Source organism: Nitrosomonas sp. (assembly GCF_019752095.1).
Taxonomy (GTDB): domain Bacteria; phylum Pseudomonadota; class Gammaproteobacteria; order Burkholderiales; family Nitrosomonadaceae; genus Nitrosomonas.
Map to the genome: position 1 here is coordinate 153,186 of NZ_JAIEMO010000003.1, position 23,202 is coordinate 176,387.

Here is a 23,202-nt window from a genome sequence, read left to right on the forward strand (position 1 = left end):
GCTAACTTAGTGATTGATCGGAAAGGAGCAGTATAGTAATGGAAAATGAAGAAAGTTTTACTATTTCTAGGATTTGTCGAAATTTAAAAATGAAAAGCAGCAATAAGAAATCAACTAATCACTTGCTGAAAAGAATCAAAATTTACAGCAGGATAAACACCAATCAGCTGACGTCATCGAAAAACAAAGTCAACTGATTGGAAGAATATCAAACTATGTACTAAGTGGCCTGCACATGGTACAAGTAATTTCTTAGAAATTCAGAAATAAATTAGCTATAAAATTATGCATCATTTGATCAGGACGAGCACTATGCGGTCTGTTGATAAATTGGTTCATATAACCCAGTTCAACAGTCGCATACTGGTTGACTTTGTAACCTAATCCAACGAATGCCCGGTTCTGATCGTAACCACGAGAAATGAAAGCAGGATTATCGACGGTATTCATCGCAATAAACAATTCACTCTGAACGATGAAACTAAGTTCTGGCGATATGGAAGGCAATGGAACTGCTAGTTTAACCAATTGGCGGAATCGATGACCCACGTCATCATTACCAGAAAGGGGGGCATGATGATCGAAGAAGCGTTGCTCAAAACGGCTACGTGTCGACAATCTACCGAATGAAAAATTATCGGCCCAGGTCACTTGTTGCCAGATTCGGTGCTCATTAAATGGACGCGCCGCTAGCGGTTCAGCCGTGGGTGCCCAGGCATAACCAGCCCATACAACCACCTTATCGGTTAGCGCATAACCTAGACCAGGACGAATCAGAGATTGCGTAAATTGAGTAGCATCATTACCAAAACGTCCCTGTCCTTCCATCCACCATCTGAATTTCTTTAAGTCTGGATTATTCGGATTAATTGCGCCAAAGTTACCAAGTGCTGTCACATTTCCCCATACCTGAAAATCTTCGACTGTAGCATCAGCAGCTGCCGAATTACTGAAAACGAAACCAAGCACAACAAGAACAGCAAAAATATTTATCTTTTTGAACATAACATCCTCTTTTAAAACAATTTAGTTGTATAACATTGTTAATCAATAATGCTAGTTTCTAAATAAAATTTAATTTTATGGAGAAACTAGCATCAATATCATTTAAAGATTTTTTACTCTCATTTTTCAATACAATGCTGCCTACCTTATACTAGCTAGAAAAACTTCATCACATTCATGTTGTTATAACTTCGCTTGCCACCATAACATAGCAATTGTTAAGAAAGTGTTAAGAAATTCAACCACATCAAATAATGTTATTCCCAAAAATTCTAGTTAGAGTTTAATGGCTTAAGCTAAGAATTAAAGAATTTTGATTCCTTTCTTATTACATTACGTAGCAATAAGTCGCAAACAATAACAAAACAAATGTTAAGAAAGTGTTAAGAAAAATACTTCTTTCAACGAATTACATCAGGTGTTGTTTTTATTGCAACTTTACGAGTTATCTCAAATAGATATTACAATATCTATGCTTCTGGAGCTTGGGAACGTCGCTAAGAACCCTTGGCAGTAAATAACAATGTTATAGAACCGATCCGTATTTTATAAAACATTTGTTTAACAAGCTGTCATAATACTAGCTACGTTAAGTCTACTAAATTATTAAATCTGATTAAAAAATAAACTCAAAAATATCAAATTTATATTGAGTAGCTAAATACTGAATCGGGATTACTCTCGGTATTAATTGAACTAAATAAACTGGAGTCAGGAAATGAAAAGAACACATATTTTAGTAGTGGTGTCTGCACTGTTTATCCTTGTCGGCTGTGGTGGAACCGCCAACGATTATAGCCCACCAGCAGATGCGTCCGGCGAAAGAATCTTTAGCACTGTCTGCAGTGAATGTCACAAGCCTTTGAGTGCAAACAAGGCGATGATTCTGAGTGAAAAATCTGCCAACAAGGAAGCTATTATTAAGAAATTTCAATCAGGCAGCATGCGGATGCCTGCTTTCAAAAATATTCAAGGTGAAGCCGCTGATCGATTGGCCGAGTATATTTTAACCAACAGTGAAGTCCAACAATAAATGAATGCGCCTGAGAGTCGAGGCAGATTCTCAGGCGCACTATTTTAATATCGGCAGCAGACGATTGATGACGCTAATGATGTTTACGCAAATACTTATCAAAAATTCTACAGATATCGTTGATAAATAATTGACCTTTCGATGTAACAGCAATCTCCTCATTATCCAAAGTAACCAATCCGGCTTCTGCATACGCCTGCAAATCTGTCAATTCAGTTACAAAGTACTGCTTGAAATCTATTGGAAAAAAAGCCTCCACTGAATCATATGAAATAACCAAATGACAAATCAGCGCATACATGATTGAACGACGTAACAGATCATCCGCATTTAATTCTAGACCGCGCAAAATAGGAAGAATATTTTGTTCTAACTTATCATAGTACTGTAATAGATCACAGTGATTCTGATGTAAAGTCGGCCCTATACACCCTATTCCTGAAACACCAAATGCAACATGGTCACAATCAGGATAAATTGAAAAACCGCGCAAGCCATAGTGAAGCCTTCCTTGACGCTGAGCAACTGCCAGTGGATCATCATACCTGGCAAAAAGATTCATCCCAATATGGCTATAGCCAGCTTCTGTTAGGCGAGAAATCGCCAACAACGTCATTTCAAACCTGGTCTCTGTTGCAGGTAATCCAGTAAAAATATTATTCCTTATCGGCTTAAATCTTTCTATAAGATGCTGATAATTTAAAAATTTAACCTGGTTTGGATTTGCTGCAATAATTTTATCTAGCGTACAAGCAAATTTATCCAAATTCTGGCCCGGCAATCCATAGCTTAATTCTACTCTAACCGACTTAAATCCTGCCCGTCGGATATTGCAGATAATTTGAATGTTAGCTTCTTCAGATTGAATACACTGCTTCGAATGTCGCGCTTGTTGATCAAAATCTTGTACACCTACAATTGCACAATTAAATCCCATTTCGTTTAAAGCGTACATTGAGCAATCGATTAATTGTCCTGCATCAATCTCAACACAAAAATTACCTCCTTCAACTAAGTTAAAATTCCGTTTGATCTCTTGGGTAAGCGTATTTAGTTGGGAGTCATTCAAAAATGCCGGACTACCCCCTCCGAAATATATCTGTTCAACTTTGCTATCACCTTTGAATAATTGCCCTTGAAGTCTTATCTCTCGAAGCAAATAATTCGAATATTTTTCAGTACTGTGATCCGTAGGGATGAACTGATTAAGATGGCAATAAAAACATGAGGAGCGGCTATTAGGGACATATAAATCTAACGATAAAGGGCGATGAAAGCGCCCTGATTTTCGATTATTTATCCAATCTGAATACACATGCGCATCAGATGCTTCAATCAAATAATCAATCTCGGGGTATAAACAACGATCAGGATCAGAAAAGTAATTTCCAAAATGACACATAGGATCCGAATCCAGCTCAAGTAAACTTGAAGATGAATTAGGGAATCGTAATGAATACACTAAGTTTCCTACTTTGTGAAGAATACGCCTAAAACTGCCAGACCGATGTAACCCTCAAAGCATAGCCCCATCGGATCAATCATTTACTTCCTGTGCTCTTGCAATCCAAAAATGTTATCCGCTTCTTGCAGTATTAACGTAAAATTATAAAGGGGTTGAAAGTATTAACTTTGATTCAGATCAATCAGAGCATTGATAAATAGAATGTGTAAACCCCTACCTTTGGAAAATAATTTGTTACACGATAGCCCACAACAGAATCATCTTGATGTTACGCACATTAAATCAAGCTGTGCGACTTGCAGTTTGCGTGAATTATGCCTGCCTGTTGGACTTAATAATCAAGAAATTCAGATTCTTGGAGATGTTGTTAGTCATAAACGTAAAGTGCGGCGCGGTGGTTATCTACATCAATCAGGCTTAAAATTCCAATCACTTTTTGCCATTCGTAGTGGTTTTCTAAAAACCTGTGTACTTGAAGAAGATGGACGTCAACAAGTTACAGGTTTCCATATGACCGGAGAGCTGCTGGGGCTAGACGCTATCAGTTCAGAAATTCATACTTGTGATGCGATAGCACTTGAAGATAGCGAGGTTTGTGAAATTCCATTCACCAAACTAGAAGAAATTAGCATTATTATTCCGTCACTTATGCGTCATTTCCATAAAATCATGAGTCGTGAAATAGTACGGGACCATAGCGTAATGTTGTTACTGGGCAGCATGAAAGCAGAAGAACGTTTAGCATCATTTTTACTTAATTTATCGCGTCGCTTTTCTATGCGCGGTTATTCCGAATCCGATTTTAATTTACGTATGACACGCGAGGAAATTGGCAGTTATCTTGGGCTTAAGCTGGAAACTGTCAGTCGTGCATTTTCCAAGCTGCAAGATGAAAATATCATTACTGTAGATAATAAGCACATTCAGATAAATGATATTAATCGCCTAAAAATGAAAATGGGTAATTCATCCTGCATCACTTAATACCCCACCTTTTGTGTGGATTGGAATAATAATCTGCTCAATCCAGCATTGATTGCAGCAAAAATTTCTTTGCTGCTAAATAAATAGATTTTAAACATTTTTCCGCGACTGATCAGCTTGAGTAAGCGCAAGAAAGTGTTACAATATAAAGATAATTTGGTAATTTTCATGATACACGCCAAATTAAATTCACACATTCACCTAAAAATAATTGGATATCAAGGTGAATGGAGGCTCAATCCTTAAGGAGAACTTATGTCAGTAACTATGCGGCAAATGCTGGAGGCGGGTGTACATTTTGGACATCAAACACGCTTCTGGAACCCCAAAATGGCACCCTATATTTTCGGCCATCGTAACAAAATCCACATTATAAATCTTGAAAAAACCTTGGTGATGTATGAGGAAGCCATGAAATATGTGCGCCAATTATCAGCAAACAAGGGAGTGATTTTATTTGTTGGTACTAAAAAACAAGCGCGAGATATTGTACGCGAAGAGGCGATACGTTGCGGATCTCCCTACGTAGACCAGCGATGGTTAGGAGGCATGCTGACTAATTTTAAAACCATTAAACAATCTATCAAGCGTCTACATGAGATGGAAACAATGGTACAAGATGGAACGTTAGATAAACTGGTAAAAAAAGAAGCGCTTGATCTTCAAAGAGAACTAGATAAGCTAAACAGCAGCTTAGGTGGCATCAAAGACATGAAAGGTTTACCGGATGCTATATTTATTATCGATGTTGGATATCAAAAAGGAGCCATCACAGAAGCTAGAAAGCTTGGCATCCCTGTAATTGGTGTAGTCGATACCAATCACAATCCGGAGAATCTGCACTACATTATTCCTGGAAATGACGATTCCAGTCGTGCAATACGCCTATATGCCCGCGGTGCGGCAGACGCCATCCTAGAAGGACGCAATCAGGCTATTCAAGAAATCGTTGAAATGACTGCTGAAACTGAGGCTGAAGCCGAATAAAGTCATATAATTTCTTTTATTAACTAATTTGATATCTGGAGTAAATATGGCGGAAATTACCGCAAGCATGGTAAAAGAATTGCGTGAAATGACCGGGCTAGGCATGATGGAATGCAAAAAAGCATTGACAGAGACTAGCGGCGATCTGAAGGCAGCAGAAGATCTATTAAGAATTAAAAGTGGCGCCAAAGCAAGCAAAGCCGCAGGTCGAATTGCAGCAGAAGGTGTAATTGGCGCATATATTTCAGCAGACAGAAAATGTGGTGCGCTGGTTGAAGTAAACTGTGAAACAGACTTTGTCGCCAGAAATGAAGATATTATTAATTTCGCCAAAAACCTCGCTGAACTAAGTGCAACAAAAAATATAATCGACACCAGTACTTTAAGTAATGCAAATTTGCCGTGTGGTGAAGCTATTGAAGCAATTCGCAAGGCATTAATAATGAAATTGGGCGAGAATATCAGCATTCGCCGTTGTGGTCGCCACGAAACACAAGGACAGTTGGCTTATTATCTTCATGGAACCAAGATTGGCGTAATGGTAGATTTTACCGGAGGAGATGAAGCTTTAGGCAAAGATCTGGCCATGCACATTGCGGCAAGTAAGCCCATTTGCGTATCTAAAGCGCAAGTATCTGCTGATGTCTTAGCACATGAGCGCGAGATTTTTACTGCTCAGGCTGCTGAGAGTGGTAAGCCAGCGAATATTATCGAAAAAATGGTTGATGGGCGTATTACAAAATATCTTGCTGAGATAACGTTATTAGGTCAGCCTTTTGTAAAAGATCCAGAACAAACGGTAGAAAACTTACTGGCCAGCAAATCTGCAACAGTTAATGATTTCACTATGTTCGTGGTAGGCGAAGGCATAGAAAAGAAAACTGAGAATTTTGCAGATGAGGTTAAGGCGCAGATGGAACAAGCCAAGTAAACTGAGTTTTATCAATACATTATCAATGACTGCTGCAATCTATAAACGTATTTTACTGAAACTATCCGGCGAAGCCCTGATGGGTGACGATAAGTATGGTATTAATCATACTGTCATGGGAAGAATTGTTTCTGAGATTGAGGAAGTTAGCAAACTAGGGATTGAAATTGCCATTGTCGTTGGTGGTGGAAATATTTTTCGCGGGATGAAGTCAGCCAATGACGGATTGGAACGCGTTACTGCGGATTATATGGGCATGTTAGCTACTGTAATGAATGCCTTAGCACTGCAAGATGCGATGAAAATGGCCGGTCTGGTGCCGCGAATACAATCCGCTTTACGCATTGAGCAAGTTGTAGAACCTTATATCCGTGGACGTGCTATGCGTTATCTGAAAGATGGCAAGATAGTCATATTTGCGGCAGGTACCGGTAATCCGTTTTTTACCACTGATACCGCAGCTGCTTTGCGCGGCATGGAAATGAATGTAGATATCATGTTGAAAGCCACTAAAGTAGATGGAATTTATACTAGCGATCCTAAAATTGATCCTGAAGCAACACGTTTCCACAAATTAACATTTGACGAAGCTATTGCCAAGAATTTACAGGTAATGGATGCAACGGCATTAACACTGTGCCGTGACCAGAAATTACCGCTTAGCGTATTTAGTATTTTCAAGGCTGGTGCACTTAAACGTATAATAACAGGCGAGGACGAAGGAACTTTGGTAACAGTCTGAGTGAAAGATAATTGAAACCTTGAAAATCGAAGTATGAGGGAACGATATTATGATTGCCGATGTAAAAAAATCTGCTGAACAAAAAATGCAAAAAAGTCTTGAAGCATTAAAAGCAGATTTAAGTAAAGTCAGAAGCGGCCGGGCTCATACGGGATTTTTAGATCATATCACCGTGGATTATTACGGAACACAAACGCCCATTAATCAGGTAGCCAATATCAACCTAATTGATGCACGCACGATCGGCGTAATTCCCTGGGAAAAGAAAATGGCTGGTGCGATTGAAAAAGCCATTCGTGAATCTGATTTAGGTTTAAATCCTATGCCTGTAGGTGAGACTATTCGCGTACCCATGCCTTCTCTCACTGAAGAGCGTCGCCGCGATCTGATTAAAGTAGTTAAGCAAGAGGCGGAGCATGTCCGTGTCGCAATGCGAAATATTCGCCGAGATGCCAATACACACTTGAAAGATTTATTGAAATCCAAAGAAATTTCTGAAGATGATGAGCGTCGCGGTCAAGATGACATTCAAAAATTAACTGATCGCTATATCGCGGAAATAGATAAAATTTTGCAAACCAAGGAAACCGAACTAATGGCTGTTTGATATGCCGCAAGGTCTAAGCTCAACTAGAGAAATACCTGAAACTGGCTCAATACCAAAACATATTGCTATTATTATGGATGGTAATGGCCGCTGGGCTCAAACTCGCTATATGCCTCGGATCGCTGGACATAAACAAGGTGTTGAAACAGTCCGTGGTATTATCAAATCATGTATAGAGCGTAATATACCATACCTAACTTTATTTGCTTTTAGCAGTGAAAATTGGCGACGCCCAACAGATGAAGTAACATCTTTAATGCAACTTTTCCTTGGCGCATTGGAACAAGAAATCTCTCGGTTGCATGAAAACGGTATCTGCTTCAAAGTTATCGGTGAATTATCGAAATTTGAACCCAAGATAATAGAATGCATCCGTATTGGCGAGCAGCTAACCGCAGAAAATAAACGTCTTACCTTCACTATAGCTGCCAACTACGGCGGGCGCTGGGATATCATGCAAGCCGTGCGTAAAATGATGGCACAATCAACTGAGCTACCCTTAAATTTTGAAGAAGAAAATTTAGCGCAATATCTTGCGCTGAGCTATGCCCCTGAACCGGATTTGTTTATCCGAACTGGCGGAGAATATCGCATTAGTAATTTTTTATTATGGCAGCTTGCTTATACTGAATTGTATTTCACCGATACATTATGGCCTGATTTCGATGAGCATGAACTTGAACGAGCGATCCAATCTTATCAACAACGTGAACGTCGGTTTGGCTGCACCAGTGAACAGATTCAAGTAGCAGGATAAAAGATCACCTTCCATGCTTAAAACCCGCGTCCTTACTGCAGTTATTATTCTTCCTTTGTTCTTATCCGCGTTATTTTTGTTACAGGATATTTTTTGGGCTATCGTGCTACTTGCACTTTCAATTATCGGATCTCGTGAATGGAGTCGATTAGCCGAATTTTCAGTAAAAAACACAATAATTTTTATGCTCCTGACTACTCTTGCAGGAGGAGAATTATTGTTTCAAATGAGTGAGTCTATAAAAACTAATGTATATTCTACTGATTTGATCTGGGTCTATGCCTTATCAGTGGTTTTCTGGATTATTGGTGTACCGCCGTATCTGAAACAAGTTTACACGATAAAAAATCCATTAATATTAATGCTAATCGGTTGGACATTATTGTTACCCACCTGTCTCGCACTTTATCAACTACGTGCTATCAGTCCGCTACTTTTATTGGGCCTTATGGCGACAATCTGGATTTCCGATACAGCAGCTTATTTCACAGGAAAAACATTTGGTAAACACAAGCTTGCTAACCAAATTAGTCCGAACAAAACCTGGGAAGGTGTCGCCGGAGCCTTAATTGCAGTATTAGTTTATGGTCTGATCTGGGATTTCTGGCTTATTGAAGAATCATTAGCGACACTATTAATACCACTGCTTTTATTGATGGCCATATTAGGCATTATCGGAGATTTATACGAATCACTTATGAAACGCCATGCTGGTGTTAAGGATAGTGGAAGTATTTTGCCAGGCCATGGCGGTATTTTAGATCGAATTGACGCTTTAATTTCATCGTTGCCATTTGCCATTCTGGCCTTACTAATTTTTTATTCTCCCGTGTCATGAAAACAATCCGTCAAATCACTATACTTGGCTCCACCGGCAGTATTGGGGAAAGCACTTTGGACGTTATCGCACGCCATCCTGATCGTTTTCAGGCTTTTGCATTAACTGCAAATAATAATGTTGAAAAAATGTTATCGCAGTGCCAACGTTTTCAACCAAGATTTGCAGTCATGCTGGATCAAAAAAGCTCTAAGCAGCTTGCTAACGCAATTAACACAGTGAATATCAAGACTGAAGTTTTATCAGGAATAGAATCTTTAGAAAAGGTCGCTTCTCTTCCAGAGGTTGATACCGTAATGGCGGCCATCGTTGGAGCTGCCGGTATTCGCCCAACATTCGCTGCAGCGCAGGCAGGGAAACTAGTATTGTTAGCCAATAAAGAAACGCTGGTAATGGCCGGCCGTATTTTTACGGATTTGGTGAAAAAACACCATGCCACACTGTTGCCAATTGATAGCGAACATAACGCAATCTATCAATCACTGCCACATCACTTCAATGGGAATTTAGCAGCAGCAGGCGTCAGCCACATATTGCTCACAGCTTCGGGCGGACCGTTTCGATGTGCCTCAATAGATTCCCTGGAGAGCGTGACACCGGAACAAGCATGCGCTCACCCTAATTGGGATATGGGACAGAAAATTTCCGTAGATTCCGCTACCATGATGAATAAAGGACTAGAAGTCATCGAAGCGCATTGGTTGTTTGAAGCCCCTCCAGATAAAATTCAAGTAGTCATCCACCCACAAAGTGTGATCCACTCTATGGTTGCGTATGTAGATGGCTCGGTTATCGCGCAACTTGGCAATCCAGATATGCGAACCCCAATCGCACATGCGATGGGCTATCCTGAGCGAATAGAAAGTGGAGTATCGACATTAGACATGTTTAAGGTTGCTCATCTTGATTTTGAACAGCCTGATTTTAAAAGATTTCCATGCCTGGACTTAGCTTATCAAGCGCTGCATGCCGGTGGTAATATGCCAGCAGTATTGAATGCCGCCAATGAAATAGCAGTAGAATCTTTTCTTCAAAGACGAATGGCTTTTACAGCTATTCCCATCATGATTAAACATGTTATGCAGACAATACAACGAGAAGAAATGATGACACTGGATGATGTTTTAAGAACAGACAAGCTGGCACGCGCTAAGTCACATGAATGGCTGGCAAATCTACAATAGGCGTGTCAAGTGAGAAAATATGAGGGTAAGTGACCCGATTCAATTTTTCTTAATTAATGGTAGTATCCCTGCAATTATTTTTATTAGCAATAAGATGAAAAATATCGTGAAGTTAAAATTAACCCACACTTGCTATAAGAACAATCATTAGATATGTCAATAACTTACACAATTATTTTTTTTATTATTGCCTTAGGCACACTGATAACCTTTCACGAATTTGGCCATTATTTGGTAGCACGATGGAATGGTGTAAAAGTATTACGGTTTTGCATTGGATTTGGTCAACCCATCTTTCGCAGGCGATGGGGAAAAGACCAGACTGAATGGGTAGTTGCCGCGATTCCATTAGGTGGTTATGTCAAAATGCTCGATGAAAATGAAGGCAAAGTGGCATCTGAGGACTTACCTCGTGCTTTTAACCGTCAGCCGGTAGCTCGTCGTTTTGCAATAGTCGCAGCCGGCCCCATCGCCAATTTCTTACTAGCTATTGTTCTATATTGGCTACTTTTTATTCTAGGTGTTCCTGGAATGAAGCCCATACTTGGTCCTGTCGAACCCGCCACAGCTGCTGCCAAGGCAGAATTTGTATTAGGTGAAACTATTGTCAGCATAGAAAATGAACCCGTTGCAAGCTGGCAGGATGCGCGCTGGGCTTTATTGCGGTATGCCATCAATCGGTCAGCCAATGTAAAAGTGCAAACCATTAATGATAGTGGCGAAAATAATTTGCGGCAGCTGGATTTAAGCCAAGTCGATCCCGATAAGCTCAATGAAAATTTTCCCGGTATCATAGGATTTAGCAGTTACCAGCCGGTAATAAAACCCGTAATCGGGCAAGTTATTTCTGATGGCGCTGGTTCTCACGCTGGTTTATTGACCGGTGATGAAATTATTGCGGTCAATCATACTGAGATACATACCTGGATGGATTTTGTGCAAGAAATACGTACAAACCCCGAACGCTCATTAGAACTTGATATTTTACGCAATGATCAAATGATCATGCTGACGATTACCCCTGAGTCAACCATAGAGCATGGTAAGCGAGTGGGCAAGATAGGCGTTGCGCCCGTCGTCAATCAAGCAGAATTTGATGAATTGCTTGTTACTGTCAGTTATTCACCTGGCAAAGCGTTACAGAAAGCCGTCGAGAAAACCTGGGAAACAACTGTACTGACATTACAAATGCTCTCTAAGATGATTACGGGTGATGTATCCTGGAAAAATATCAGCGGACCGATCTCTATTGCTGATTATGCCGGACAATCGGCACAAATGGGGTTAGTATCTTATCTCGCTTTTCTTGCACTGATCAGTGTTAGTATTGGTGTGTTAAATTTATTGCCAATTCCAATACTTGATGGTGGACATCTCATGTATTATCTTATTGAAATAGTCAAAGGAAGTCCGGTTTCAGATAAAACAATAATAATTGGTCAGAAAATTGGTTTGATTATGCTGTTTACACTCATGACGTTTGCCATCTACAACGATATTAGTCGGCTTATTACTGGTTAAATAATGAAATTCCAGTATTTCTTTGCATTTATCAGCTTATTCTGTGCATTTTCATCTTGGGCCGGCGATTCTTTCATTGTTGAGGATATTCGTGTTGAAGGCATACAACGTACTGAGGCAGGTACTGTTTTTAGTTATCTACCCATTAAAGTCGGTGAAGTGTTGGACGCAGAAAAAGCAACAGAGGCGATTAAAGCGCTATTTGCAACCGGTTTTTTTAAAGATGTAAAATTAAAGAATGAAAATAACATTCTGATTGTAGAAGTTATTGAACGTCCTGCGATTGCAGAAATCAGCATCAATGGCGCCAAAGAATTTGAGAAGGATAAACTGCTTGAAGGCTTAAAGCAGGCGGGTATATCCGAATCCCGAATTTTCAGTCGTTCACTTCTGGAACGAGCCGAACTGGAATTAAAACGACAATACATTAGTCGCGGCAAATATGCCGTCAAAATCACGACCACTTCAACACCACTGGAACGTAATCGTGTCGGAATAAATTTTGATATTAATGAAGGTCGTACCGCAAGAATAAAAAGAATAAGTTTTGTTGGCAACGAAAAATTCGTTGATAAAGAATTGCGCGGCTTACTGGTTCTAAGAAGACCCGACCTGCTTAGCTGGTTCACTAAAAACGATCAGTATTCAAAACAAAAACTCTCCGCAGACCTTGAGACACTTCGTTCGTATTATCTTGATCGAGGTTACCTGGAATTCAATATCGAATCCACTCAAGTTTCCATAACTCCTGATTTACGCGACATCTATATCACAATCAACATAACCGAAGGTGCTCAATATTCAATCTCCGATATTAAGGTAGCGGGAGAAACCATCGTACCCGAAGAAGAAATACATAAACTGATATTACTAAAGAATGGAGATGTTTTTGTACGCGAAAAACTAACCGAATCCATTAAATTAATAACGGATCGACTGGGCGATGACGGCTATGCTTTTGCTAATGTTAATGCTTCCCCTGAGATAGATTATGAAAACCGGCAGGCTGCTTTCACATTTTTTATTGACCCGGGCAAGCGAGTTTACGTTCGCCGTATCGATATTGAAGGTAACGATCGCACCCGCGATGAAGTCATACGCCGCGAATTTCGTCAAATGGAAGGGGCTTGGCATTCCACAAGTCAAATTAATCTCTCTAAAGTCAGAGTTGATCGTTTAGGTTTTTTCAACAGTGTCAATGTAGAAACGCCAGCGGTACCTGATAAAACCGACCAGGTCGACATAAAAGTCAGAGTTGAAGAACGACCCACCGGATCTATTATGTTTGGCGCGGGCTACTCTGATCGTCAAGGGATCATTCTAAACGCTTCAATTTCTCAGAATAATATTTTCGGCACTGGCAATTTTTTTAGTCTTGATGCTAACCGAGGTGCCATTAACGAAACCTACTCTGCATCTTTTACCAATCCTTATGCCACAGTTGATGGCCTAAGCTTTGGTCTGGATGCATACAAGCGCGTTTTGGATACGCGTGCATTAACACAGTTTGGCGCATTCAAAACAGATACTTTAGGTGCCGGTTTTAGATTTGGAGTACCCATCGCAGAAAACGATATTGTTTCCCTTGGCCTGGCTGCAGAAAATACCTCGATCGGTACATTTGCAAACAGTCCACAGCGTTATAGGGATTTTGTTAACGAATTTGGTGAAACAACAAATAATTTTCCAGCAACCATAAGCTGGGCACGCGACCGGCGTGATAGCGCAATTTGGCCAACCTCTGGAACAACTCATCGATTATTCGGCGAAATCAGTGTTCCGGGTGGAGATTTAAACTACTACAAAGTCAGTTACAACCAGAGGTGGTACTTTCCGATTACTGATTTCTTTACGCTTCTGGTAAACACGGAATTCGGCTATGGCGATGGTTATAAAGGAAAAAATCTTCCTTTCTTCAAAAACTTTTTTGCTGGGGGTAATAACTCAGTGAGGGGCTATGATCTTAATTCTTTAGGTCCCCGTGATGACACACTGCTTCCCGGTAACATCACTACTGTCAATCGAAGATTGCTAGCAGTGGGCGCTAGCAAGCGTGTAGTCGGAAATATTGAGCTAATGTTCCCAGTCCCATTCCTGCGAGATGATCGATCATTACGCTTTAGCGTGTTTGTTGATGGAGGTACTACATTTAACCAATTCAATCAACTAAACGATTTCATGCGTTACTCAACCGGTATTGCGTTAACCTGGGTATCCCCCATGGGGCCATTGAAAGTAAGTCTGGCAGAGCCATTAAATGATGTGCCGGCGGATAACCTGCAAAGATTCCAATTCATGTTCGGTCAACAATTCTAATTTCTGTCGAGTACTGCTTCAGGTGAAAATATATAAACGGATCTATCACTGTTGCTCCATGGCGATGATGGCTTTCTTCGTCATGGCTTTCACTAGCAGTTTCGTAGCTGCCTTTGCCGGCGATATTAAAATTGGTGTAGTCAATACCGAACAAATCTTGCGCGAATCTAAACCAGCCATACAGGCCCAAAAAAAAATCGAACGGGAGTTTGTTCCACGCGATGAAGATATCAAAAAAATGGCGATGAAAGCCAAGACGCTGCAAGACAAGTTAGAAAAAGAAAGCATTGATATGGAAGAATCTGAGCGACGCAATATGGAAAGAAATCTTGCCAATTTGAGTCGCGAGTACCAACGCGCCCAGAAGCAAATGCGAGAAGACCTAAGCGTACGTCAGAATGAAGAATACAGTATGATTTTAGAACGCACCAACCGTGCTATTAGTGAAATCGCAGAAAATGAAAATTATGATCTGATTTTGCAATTACAGGACTCCGTTTACAGAAGTCAGCGTATCGACATTACCGACAAAGTAATTAAAGCACTCAATAACGAATAAGGCACCATTTTCAGTATACGCAGCTGATCAAACGGCATCGAAAAAAGGCATTTAGGCCCAAAAGGGAAATAAAACAATGAGCAGCATGAATATCCACGAAATATTAAAATATCTTCCGCATCGCTATCCGCTCTTGCTAGTAGACCGGGTAATTTCATATGAGGCCGGTAAAGATATCGTTGCGTTAAAAAATGTTTCTATCAACGAACCTTTCTTTTCCGGACATTTCCCCCACCATCCAGTGATGCCAGGAGTTTTAATTGTTGAAGCGTTAGCCCAGGCAGCCGCTATTCTGACACTTAGAACAGAGAATACGACTAACAAGGAAGATACGGTTTATTACTTTGTAGGTATCGATGGCGTTCGTTTCAAAAAACCTGTCATAGCCGGCGATCAGTTAATTCTCAAAGTCTCTATCCAACGACAAATCAGAGGATTATGGAAGTATTCGGCACGTGCTGAAGTGGATGATCAGCTAGTTACCGAAGCGCAGCTTATGTGCACCTCCAGAAATGTGTAGCCGCCACGATTGAAATAACCGTCAGCATCAGGAGTGTTCAATCATTGAAACGTCAACAATCGAATTGATTTGCGGCGTCGACGAAGCTGGCAGAGGACCTCTGGCCGGGCCAGTTTATGCAGCTTGTGTTGTCTTAAACGCAGCCTTTACAATAGACGGATTAGCTGATTCCAAGAAACTAAGCGAAAGAAAACGCAACGCACTAGCAATCACCATCAAAAAGCATGCTAAAGCATGGGCAATTTCTTATGCTTCGGTACAAGAAGTTGACCAATTAAATATTTTGCAAGCAAGTTTGCTGGCCATGAAACGTGCTGTCGAAAGCCTTCCTTTCACACCCGATATAGTACTGGTCGATGGCAATCAGAACCCGGGCTTACACTGTCCAATGCGAACAATCATTCGCGGTGATAGTTTAATACCTGAAATTTCAGCGGCTTCGATATTAGCCAAAACTGCGCGTGATGCTGAAATGCAAAGATTGCATAGGTGTTTTCCCAAGTATGGATTCGATAAACATAAAGGATATCCAACCAAGGCACATTTGGCTGCTCTGCAACAATACGGGGCTTGCGAAATTCACCGGCAAAGTTTTGCGCCGATCAGAACATTACCATTCAACGAGAAAGAAGATTGAATGATTCAGTGTTCAACTCCGCGTCATTTCGGATTAAGGAAAAAATAACTTTGTGCGTATAATAATGACTGTTCAATCACTGCTTGCCAATAAATAATCGCTCTGATTGTTATAAATGTTTCAACTCTTGATCAAACTCAACAAGGAAGCTTAATATGCGCGTGGAAAAAAATACTGTGGTTTCTCTCAACTATGAATTGTCGGATGCTTCAGGAGAAATTCTGGAAAAAACAGATACACCGATCAGTTATTTGCATGGTGGCTACGGAGGTATTTTTCCTTTAGTTGAAGAAGCATTGCACGAAATGGAAATTGGATACTCATGCTCCATCTCCATGGAACCGGAAGACACTTTTGGTGAATATGATGCCGAATTGGTTCGTGTTGAACCACGCGACTCTTTTCCTTCTAATGTAACCGTCGGGATGAATTTTGAAGGTGGCGCTGAAGATTCCGATGACTTTATCGTCTATAAGGTCACCGATGTTACTGATGATAGTGTCATTGTCGACGGCAATCATCCTTTCGCAGGTATGAAACTAAATTTCGCATGCACGGTAACCGAAGTCCGCCCCGCTACAGCAGAAGAAATTTCTCATGAACATGTGCATGGCACACATGGTCATGAGCACTAGATTTCAAGTACCAGATTGGATAAAATTTAGCCGCCATGTTCGGTATCTACCGCTTTTTTCAGTAAATAAATCTGCTCCAATGCCTGCTTGGGACTTAGATCATCAGGCGAAAGATTCTGCAGTATTGCGATTACTGGATGTTCCTGCATAACATTTTCTTCCAGCTCCGGAACGGAAAAAGCAAATAAATCCAACTGCGGTTCTCTACTTATACTTTCCTGCTCGAGATTAATCAAATATTTTCTTGCTACTCTAATCGCTGGTTCAGGAACGCCTGCCAGCGCTGCTACTTGCAAACCATAGCTCTGACTCGCGGGACCTTCAGTGACTTTATGCAAGAAAACAATACGGTGTTTATACTCCACCGCATCCAAATGAACATTCTTAACTTGTTTAAACTCTTCTGCAAGTTTTGTCAGCTCAAAGTAATGCGTAGCAAACAAGGTAAAACTGCAGTTTTTTGTCAGCAAATGCCGAGCAATTGCAAACGCTAAAGCCAAACCATCAAAAGTCGAGGTGCCGCGGCCGACTTCATCCATAAGCACTAGGCTATGCGCTGTCGCATTATGGAGTATATTGGCTGTTTCCGTCATTTCCACCATAAACGTGGAGCGACCGCTGGCAAGATCATCAGCGGCTCCAATGCGGGTAAAAATCTGATCAAGTACACCAATACACGCTTTTTTAGCTGGGACATAACACCCACAATGAGCCAGCAAACTAATCAGCGCAATCTGTCGCATGTAAGTCGACTTCCCACCCATGTTAGGACCGGTAATCAACAGCATTTGTGGTTTTCCAGTTTGCCCGGCGCCTAATTGAACATCGTTAGCCACAAAGTTTTCAATCTGATTTTCTACCACCGGATGACGACCGTTATCTATACTAACAATCTCCTCATTGGATAAATGTGGCGCGGTGTAATCGAGTATTTGCGCCCGTTCTGCCAGTGTACACAGAACGTCGATCTCAGCAACGCTTAGCGCCATCTTCTGTAATACATGAATATACTTTAACAACGCCTCTATTAACGCATCATATAAATATTTTTCCCGCGCTAAGGCTCGATCCTGTGCTGATAATGCCTTGTCTTCGAAAGCTTTCAGTTCAGGTGTAATATAACGTTCAGCACTTTTTAAAGTTTGCCTGCGCCGATAATCCGCAGGAATTTTCTCGCTATGTGCGTGCGTGACTTCAATATAGAAACCGTGCACACGGTTATATTCGACTTTCAAATTAGGAATACCCGTACGTTCCTTTTCACGAATTTCCAGTTGTAATAAAAAATCCCCACAATTGTTCTGCAACGCTCGTAATTCATCAAGTTCAGCGTCATAGCCATCGGCAATCACATTACCTTCGCGCAACACCACACCGGGCTCTTCCAGCAAGGCTTTATTCAATAGCTCAACAAGCACAGACTCAATTTGCATCGCCTGAATCAATTGATCGATTCTCTCGCTGCGACACGGCGCAATCGCAGTGATAATTTCCGGGAATAGTTTCAAGCTATCACGCAAACCCGATAAATCCCTCGGACGTGCTGATTTGAGCGCAATACGTGCAGTAACCCGCTCAATATCTACGATCTGCCGCAAAAGATCGCGTGCAGCCAAATAACTTTTTGACTCATTTTCTCCGATCAAGGCCGCAGTACTATCCAGTCGTTTTTGAATTACGCCACGATCACGCAATGGATGATGCAACCAAAATTGCAATAAGCGGCTACCCATATTGGTTGAACAAGTATCCAGCAGAGACAATAACGTGGGTGATCTTTCACCTCGGATGGTTTCAGAAATTTCGAGATTGCGGCGCGTTACTGCATCCATACGAACATAAATACTTTCCCGCTCGGCTTGCAATGATGTGATATGAAGCACATCCGATCCTTGCGTCAAGCGCGTATATTCCAGTAATGCACCCGCTGCACACAGAGCCGTAGACAAATCTTCACAGCCAAAACCGGAAAGATCATAAGTTTCAAATTGCCGTGTCAGACTACTGATCGCACTATCACGATCAAACTGCCACGAAGGTAATTGCTTTAAAACCCAATTTTTCCCTTGTAATTCACCCAATATAAGCGCTTCAGGTAGAAGAATTTCTGCTGGCTGCAAACGTTCAAATTCACTAAGCATATTTTGCGGCGATGTCTCCATCATCCGTAATTGACCTGCGGCTAGGTTCAACCAAGCCAAACCCAGAACCGACTCGTGTACCCATAATGCCAGCAAAATGCAATCACGCTTATCCTCGAGTAATGCTGCATCCGTTAATGTTCCAGGCGTAATGACGCGAACAACCTCGCGAGCTACCGGTCCTTTACTGGTGACCGAATCACCCACCTGTTCGCAAATCGCGATGGACTCGCCGGCTTTGACCAACTTAGCTAAATATTGCTCAGCTGCGTGATAGGGCACCCCCGCCATCTTAATCGGCTCACCTGCTGAAGCACCGCGCCGGGTTAAAGTAATCCCAAGCAGTCTTGCAGCTTTCTCCGCATCATCAAAAAACAATTCATAAAAATCCCCCATGCGATAAAACATCAACATATCCGGATACTGTGCCTTAATGCGCAAGTACTGCTGCATCATCGGCGTATGTTGCTCTTTATTTGTTCTCATCTTTTAGTTATAGGGTTATGCTGCATGAAAGAAATCACTATCTACCACAACTAGCATTAAACTAATTGCAAATCGATCCTGCGCAATCGCACCCGTCCTGGAAATAGGATAAGCTATGGAATCAGTAGCGCTAAGAAAAACATTGGCCCGCACATATTACCAAACGAATGAATGTAACCGCAGTAATTCCGTCAAAGTAGTACCGCATACTTTATTGAATCATGACAAACTATAGGTCTGAAACAAAAAATTTTCTTTTTTAGAACTCTAAAGTAGAAATTAACTCTAGTGATATTGAGTGTAAAATTGCGCACATAGCATCCTGGAAAATACTCTTATTGAAGAATAAAATTCTGCTACTATGCTCTTAAAATATATTAAAAACAATAATTTATCTATTAACATTCAAGTCATGCAGCTAATTCTTTTATGCGTATTTTTTGCTACCGCCAATACAATTTGGGCTAATACGGAAACGCCTGATCAGGAAGCGCAGATCCGTCAGCTTGAAAAAACGTTAACTCGCATACAACAAGAATCTCAATCGACTTATCAGCAATTTCTGATGATTCAGGAAATGCGCCGCAACGAAATAGCAGAAGCGCCTCAAGCTTTTCGGCAACCCAAATCGCCCTCACAGAGCATTCCGATTCCTAACTATGAGGATTTAATTCGGCTTAAGGAGGAAAAACAAGATCTAATTGATAAATATACAACGGATTTAGATCGCCTTTATGCACGCTATCGAGAGCTGGAAGATGAAAAACAAGCGATCTTTGAACAAATCCGATCACTTGAAAAAAAACCAAAAGAATAATGCGGATTCAAGTCTTGAACGCTTATTTATTATTTATCTTCAAAATTTTTATACCAAATATCGTAAATTTCATCTGACCATAAGGATTTTATCCAGGCGATCACATCATCGACTTGGTGCTCAGTCAATATGCCTTCCCAAGCAGGCATGGAGCCTATTTCTGGTGGAGTTCCTTTGAGGATTGTTTTTTTCAAAACATCGGTGGAGTGGTGCCAAGCATGTGCCGAACTGTCTAGTGGCGGGGGTGGATATTTACCATCAGGATTCGGTTTGCGCCAATCCGGCGTTGCTTCTCCATTGGGGCCATGGCACCCCGCGCAATTGGTCACATAAACAGCTTCTCCACGCATAATTTGTGCAACGTCCACATTTCTTATCACCAGCCCTGTTTTAGGATCGATCTGATGCTGTCCCAATGCAGTATCCGGCGACGAGAAATCTCCGCACCCGCTCAACACCATTGTAGCAGCGCCATAAATCAAAAAATGTCGCATCCTCATAAAAATCGCTGCATTTATTTTAAGCGCATAACTGAGCTGCTTTTTTCTGCTTCTACGTCTTTAGGTAATGGCTCAGCCCTTTTGGCATACGGATCATAGCGGTTGTAGATGGTGGCATCCGTGCGGGTTTGATCGCGCTCTTTAAGCAACAAAACATTATAGGGATCACTACGAGATCCTTCCATACCTGGAGACCCATGCGGCATATCTGGAACAGCCAACCCTATCGCTTTTGGTTTTTCTTTGAGCAACCTGATGACATCGGGTGCCGGTACATGCCCCTCAATCGCATATCCATTCACCAATGCCGTATGACACGAACCAACGGTTTCAGAAATACCCGATTTCTTTCTGATCTCTTTATTACCTACATCATGCGTTTTTACCGTAAAACCATGGTCGCGCATATGGTCGACCCATTTATCGCAACATCCACAAGTCGGACTCTTATATACATCTACGGTTGCCGTAGCTGTCACCTGCGTCGCAACACTCAATAAATTGACTGTCAAGATCGACCCAATTAGCAGGGTACTCATTCGTATTTTCATTTTTTCTCCACAAAAATTTTTCCACGCATTTTTTTAAAATGACCGGGCAACGGGCAGGCAAAATCAATGATTCCTGCGCGAGTAAAATGCCAAATAAATTCCTTTTGTTCGCCAGGCTCCAGTTGTAACAATTGGGTCTCAGAATGCCCCTTATCAGGATACATACGCCGCATCTTAGCAATTTTTTTAAGTTCAGCCATCGAACCCATCAACATTTCGTGCTTGTGATTGCCGCCATTTTTGACCACAAACTGGATCGTTTCACCTTCACTCACTTCAACTTCTGCAGGTAAAAACATATTATCCACCTGCGTCAATTTAATAATGCGTGACACTTTATCAGAATCACCCGGCCTGCCAATATCGGATTCCAAATTGGAATGATTTGCAGCCGAGTAACTTTCGGTTGAAAACAAGACCAAGATTACCAATGGTATAATTCTATTCATAGTATTCTTCTGAAAATAATTTCCGAACTCGTTTATCCATCTTGTTTAGAATTCGGCTATGCTAAATTGTTCCAATTCATTTGTCTAATATTCCGTTATAGCCTCTATACTACTTACCTTACTATCAATGAATTTTGCTTCCTCAGATTTCTCGTAAAGTATGATTAGAAAACAACAATATAATGCCAACAAACTACAAAAACGCTTGAGACGACAAGTAGGAACGGCTATTGCTGATTTCAACATGATCGAAGCCGGCGATCGAATCATGGTGTGTCTGTCTGGAGGTAAAGATAGCTATGCATTGCTGGATATCCTGCGTAATCTTCAGAACCATGCCCCTGTAGACTTTGAACTGATTGCAGTGAATCTGGACCAAAAACAGCCCGGTTTCCCTGAGCAAGTTTTACCCAGTTATTTGACACAAATCAGTATGCCTTTTCGGATTGTAGAACAGGACACCTACAGTGTCGTTAAGCGTGTCATTACCGAGGGAAAAACTACTTGCAGCCTGTGCTCCCGACTACGCCGTGGTGTGTTATACCGTGTGGCTGGTGAACTTGGGGCCACTAAAATTGCATTGGGTCATCACCGCGATGATATCCTTGAAACCTTATTTCTGAATATGTTTTATGGCGGTAAGCTCAAAGCGATGCCGCCCAAACTGGTCAGTGATGACGGCAAACACATTGTGATCCGGCCACTGGCTTATTGCAAGGAAAAGGATCTAGCAGCTTATGCAGAAATTGCGGATTTTCCAATTATTCCATGTAATCTGTGCGGATCACAAAAAAACTTACAACGCCAAACCATCAAAGAAATGATGCAACATTGGGATAAAAAATTCCCCGGCCGGCTTGAAACCATGTTTCGCTCTATACAGAATGTCCAGCTGTCGCATCTAGCCGATACTTCTCGTTACGATTTCGTTAACTTACAAGCGCAAGATCGGCCATTCGAAAACGGCGATACAGCATTTGACGAAGAAACATTTGAGCCTAATGTTGAAGAATTGCTCAGTCTTGAAACGGAAGAAGCAGATGATCGCCAGATGATTTCAGAAAACTAATCAACTTTGATGCGTCTGGGCGGCACCCATTTGAAAGTCATTGCGACCAAACCGGCAAACAAGCAATAGACAACAGTCAAGATGGCTTCCGACACATTGTAGAATATAATGAAATGAAGCCAACGCTGAATAAAACTACTATCCATTTCTATCTGGCGCAAGCTATTTTCCCACACAGTTAATGGACAAACGACACCAAATAACGATTCAACCACCACGAACAAAATAGCGGCAAGGTGCAGATAGCGAAACCAAGGGCTGGTGACAAACATCATCTTCAACCACGCACCTACCCAGATAACTGGCAGGCTTCCCACCACAAATAGGACATAAAGAAAATGAACGACCAGCACTATATCAGCTAAAAGCATTTCTACTCGAACCAACTTTTATTAATGAGTGGCTTGCAAATGCTTCCCGATAATCACTGATAAGCTATTTACAGACCGTTGAAAAAAGTTTTCGAAG

Annotated in this window: 24 protein-coding genes; 17 read left to right on the forward strand and 7 right to left on the reverse strand. The window is 41.2% G+C overall.

The window, feature by feature from the left end; all coding sequences use genetic code 11:
• Positions 1-252: 252 nt before the first annotated feature.
• Positions 253-1,005 (reverse strand): DUF2490 domain-containing protein, encoded by a 753-nt coding sequence (locus K2Q13_RS00925; protein ID WP_292918768.1) that lies wholly within the window; start codon positions 1,003-1,005, stop codon positions 253-255.
• 718 nt (positions 1,006-1,723) lie between these two features.
• Here K2Q13_RS00925 and K2Q13_RS00930 point away from each other — a divergent pair.
• Positions 1,724-2,038 carry a cytochrome c gene (locus K2Q13_RS00930; RefSeq protein WP_292918769.1) on the forward strand — a complete coding sequence of 105 codons (315 nt, stop codon included), beginning with the start codon at positions 1,724-1,726 and terminating at the stop codon, positions 2,036-2,038.
• Between the two features lie 73 nt (positions 2,039-2,111).
• On the opposite strand, the gene hemN is transcribed toward K2Q13_RS00930, so the two are convergent.
• The gene (hemN, locus tag K2Q13_RS00935) at positions 2,112-3,500 is read right to left on the reverse strand and encodes an oxygen-independent coproporphyrinogen III oxidase (RefSeq protein ID WP_292918770.1); all 1,389 of its coding nucleotides are present in this window, start codon (positions 3,498-3,500) and stop codon (positions 2,112-2,114) included.
• Positions 3,501-3,704: 204 nt separating this feature from the next.
• Between hemN and fnr the strand changes: the two genes are divergently transcribed.
• The 14 genes from fnr (at position 3,705) to K2Q13_RS01005 (ending at position 16,721) form a co-directional block, all read left to right on the forward strand.
• The gene (gene fnr / locus K2Q13_RS00940) at positions 3,705-4,487 is read left to right on the forward strand and encodes a fumarate/nitrate reduction transcriptional regulator Fnr (RefSeq protein WP_292918771.1); all 783 of its coding nucleotides are present in this window, start codon (positions 3,705-3,707) and stop codon (positions 4,485-4,487) included.
• A gap of 255 nt (positions 4,488-4,742) precedes the next feature.
• Entirely contained in the window at positions 4,743-5,474 is a 732-nt protein-coding gene (gene rpsB / locus K2Q13_RS00945; RefSeq protein ID WP_292918772.1) for a 30S ribosomal protein S2, read from the forward strand.
• Positions 5,475-5,520: 46 nt separating this feature from the next.
• Positions 5,521-6,405: a translation elongation factor Ts gene (tsf, locus tag K2Q13_RS00950; RefSeq protein ID WP_292918773.1), complete on the forward strand. Its 885-nt coding sequence runs from the start codon at positions 5,521-5,523 to the stop codon at positions 6,403-6,405.
• Positions 6,406-6,430: 25 nt separating this feature from the next.
• On the forward strand, positions 6,431-7,147 hold the full coding sequence (gene pyrH / locus K2Q13_RS00955) for a UMP kinase (RefSeq protein WP_292918774.1): 717 nt from the start codon (positions 6,431-6,433) through the stop codon (positions 7,145-7,147).
• Between the two features lie 49 nt (positions 7,148-7,196).
• Complete coding sequence (frr, locus tag K2Q13_RS00960; RefSeq protein ID WP_292918775.1) at positions 7,197-7,754, forward strand: ribosome recycling factor; 558 nt, start codon at positions 7,197-7,199, stop codon at positions 7,752-7,754.
• 1 nt (position 7,755) lies between these two features.
• Complete coding sequence (gene uppS, locus K2Q13_RS00965) at positions 7,756-8,511, forward strand: polyprenyl diphosphate synthase (protein WP_292918776.1); 756 nt, start codon at positions 7,756-7,758, stop codon at positions 8,509-8,511.
• A gap of 13 nt (positions 8,512-8,524) precedes the next feature.
• Positions 8,525-9,349 (forward strand): phosphatidate cytidylyltransferase, encoded by an 825-nt coding sequence (locus K2Q13_RS00970; RefSeq protein ID WP_292918777.1) that lies wholly within the window; start codon positions 8,525-8,527, stop codon positions 9,347-9,349.
• Positions 9,346-10,533, forward strand: coding sequence for a 1-deoxy-D-xylulose-5-phosphate reductoisomerase (gene ispC / locus K2Q13_RS00975; protein ID WP_292918778.1), 1,188 nt, complete (start codon positions 9,346-9,348; stop codon positions 10,531-10,533). Before K2Q13_RS00970 ends, ispC begins: the two co-directional genes overlap by 4 nt.
• 153 nt (positions 10,534-10,686) lie before the next feature.
• Positions 10,687-12,054: an RIP metalloprotease RseP gene (gene rseP, locus K2Q13_RS00980; RefSeq protein WP_292918779.1), complete on the forward strand. Its 1,368-nt coding sequence runs from the start codon at positions 10,687-10,689 to the stop codon at positions 12,052-12,054.
• A gap of 3 nt (positions 12,055-12,057) precedes the next feature.
• The gene (bamA, locus tag K2Q13_RS00985; RefSeq protein WP_292918780.1) at positions 12,058-14,370 is read left to right on the forward strand and encodes an outer membrane protein assembly factor BamA; all 2,313 of its coding nucleotides are present in this window, start codon (positions 12,058-12,060) and stop codon (positions 14,368-14,370) included.
• An 82-nt stretch (positions 14,371-14,452) separates the two neighbouring features.
• A complete protein-coding gene (locus K2Q13_RS00990) occupies positions 14,453-14,929 on the forward strand; it encodes an OmpH family outer membrane protein (RefSeq protein WP_292918781.1) in 477 nt (158 codons plus the stop codon).
• 76 nt (positions 14,930-15,005) lie between these two features.
• Complete coding sequence (gene fabZ, locus K2Q13_RS00995; RefSeq protein WP_292918782.1) at positions 15,006-15,449, forward strand: 3-hydroxyacyl-ACP dehydratase FabZ; 444 nt, start codon at positions 15,006-15,008, stop codon at positions 15,447-15,449.
• Between the two features lie 43 nt (positions 15,450-15,492).
• Positions 15,493-16,086 (forward strand): ribonuclease HII, encoded by a 594-nt coding sequence (gene rnhB / locus K2Q13_RS01000; RefSeq protein ID WP_292918931.1) that lies wholly within the window; start codon positions 15,493-15,495, stop codon positions 16,084-16,086.
• A gap of 155 nt (positions 16,087-16,241) precedes the next feature.
• Complete coding sequence (locus K2Q13_RS01005) at positions 16,242-16,721, forward strand: peptidylprolyl isomerase (RefSeq protein WP_292918783.1); 480 nt, start codon at positions 16,242-16,244, stop codon at positions 16,719-16,721.
• A 26-nt stretch (positions 16,722-16,747) separates the two neighbouring features.
• Here the strand turns inward: K2Q13_RS01005 and mutS are convergent, their stop codons facing one another.
• The gene (gene mutS / locus K2Q13_RS01010; protein WP_292918784.1) at positions 16,748-19,348 is read right to left on the reverse strand and encodes a DNA mismatch repair protein MutS; all 2,601 of its coding nucleotides are present in this window, start codon (positions 19,346-19,348) and stop codon (positions 16,748-16,750) included.
• Between the two features lie 412 nt (positions 19,349-19,760).
• Between mutS and K2Q13_RS01015 the strand changes: the two genes are divergently transcribed.
• Entirely contained in the window at positions 19,761-20,165 is a 405-nt protein-coding gene (locus K2Q13_RS01015; protein ID WP_292918785.1) for a hypothetical protein, read from the forward strand.
• A 29-nt stretch (positions 20,166-20,194) separates the two neighbouring features.
• On the opposite strand, the gene K2Q13_RS01020 is transcribed toward K2Q13_RS01015, so the two are convergent.
• Genes K2Q13_RS01020 through K2Q13_RS01030 form a run of 3 tightly spaced genes read right to left on the reverse strand, consistent with a single transcriptional unit; the run spans position 20,195 to position 21,665 of the window.
• Positions 20,195-20,665 carry a cytochrome c gene (locus K2Q13_RS01020; RefSeq protein WP_292918786.1) on the reverse strand — a complete coding sequence of 157 codons (471 nt, stop codon included), beginning with the start codon at positions 20,663-20,665 and terminating at the stop codon, positions 20,195-20,197.
• Between the two features lie 14 nt (positions 20,666-20,679).
• Entirely contained in the window at positions 20,680-21,216 is a 537-nt protein-coding gene (locus K2Q13_RS01025) for a DUF411 domain-containing protein (RefSeq protein WP_292918787.1), read from the reverse strand.
• Complete coding sequence (locus tag K2Q13_RS01030; protein ID WP_292918788.1) at positions 21,213-21,665, reverse strand: plastocyanin/azurin family copper-binding protein; 453 nt, start codon at positions 21,663-21,665, stop codon at positions 21,213-21,215. Before K2Q13_RS01030 ends, K2Q13_RS01025 begins: the two co-directional genes overlap by 4 nt.
• A gap of 160 nt (positions 21,666-21,825) precedes the next feature.
• On the opposite strand from K2Q13_RS01030, the gene ttcA reads away from it, so the two are divergent.
• Entirely contained in the window at positions 21,826-22,734 is a 909-nt protein-coding gene (ttcA, locus tag K2Q13_RS01035; protein ID WP_292918789.1) for a tRNA 2-thiocytidine(32) synthetase TtcA, read from the forward strand.
• Here ttcA and K2Q13_RS01040 read toward each other — a convergent pair.
• Positions 22,731-23,105, reverse strand: coding sequence for a DUF2784 domain-containing protein (locus K2Q13_RS01040; RefSeq protein WP_292918790.1), 375 nt, complete (start codon positions 23,103-23,105; stop codon positions 22,731-22,733). The genes ttcA and K2Q13_RS01040 overlap by 4 nt on opposite strands.
• Positions 23,106-23,202: the final 97 nt, after the last annotated feature.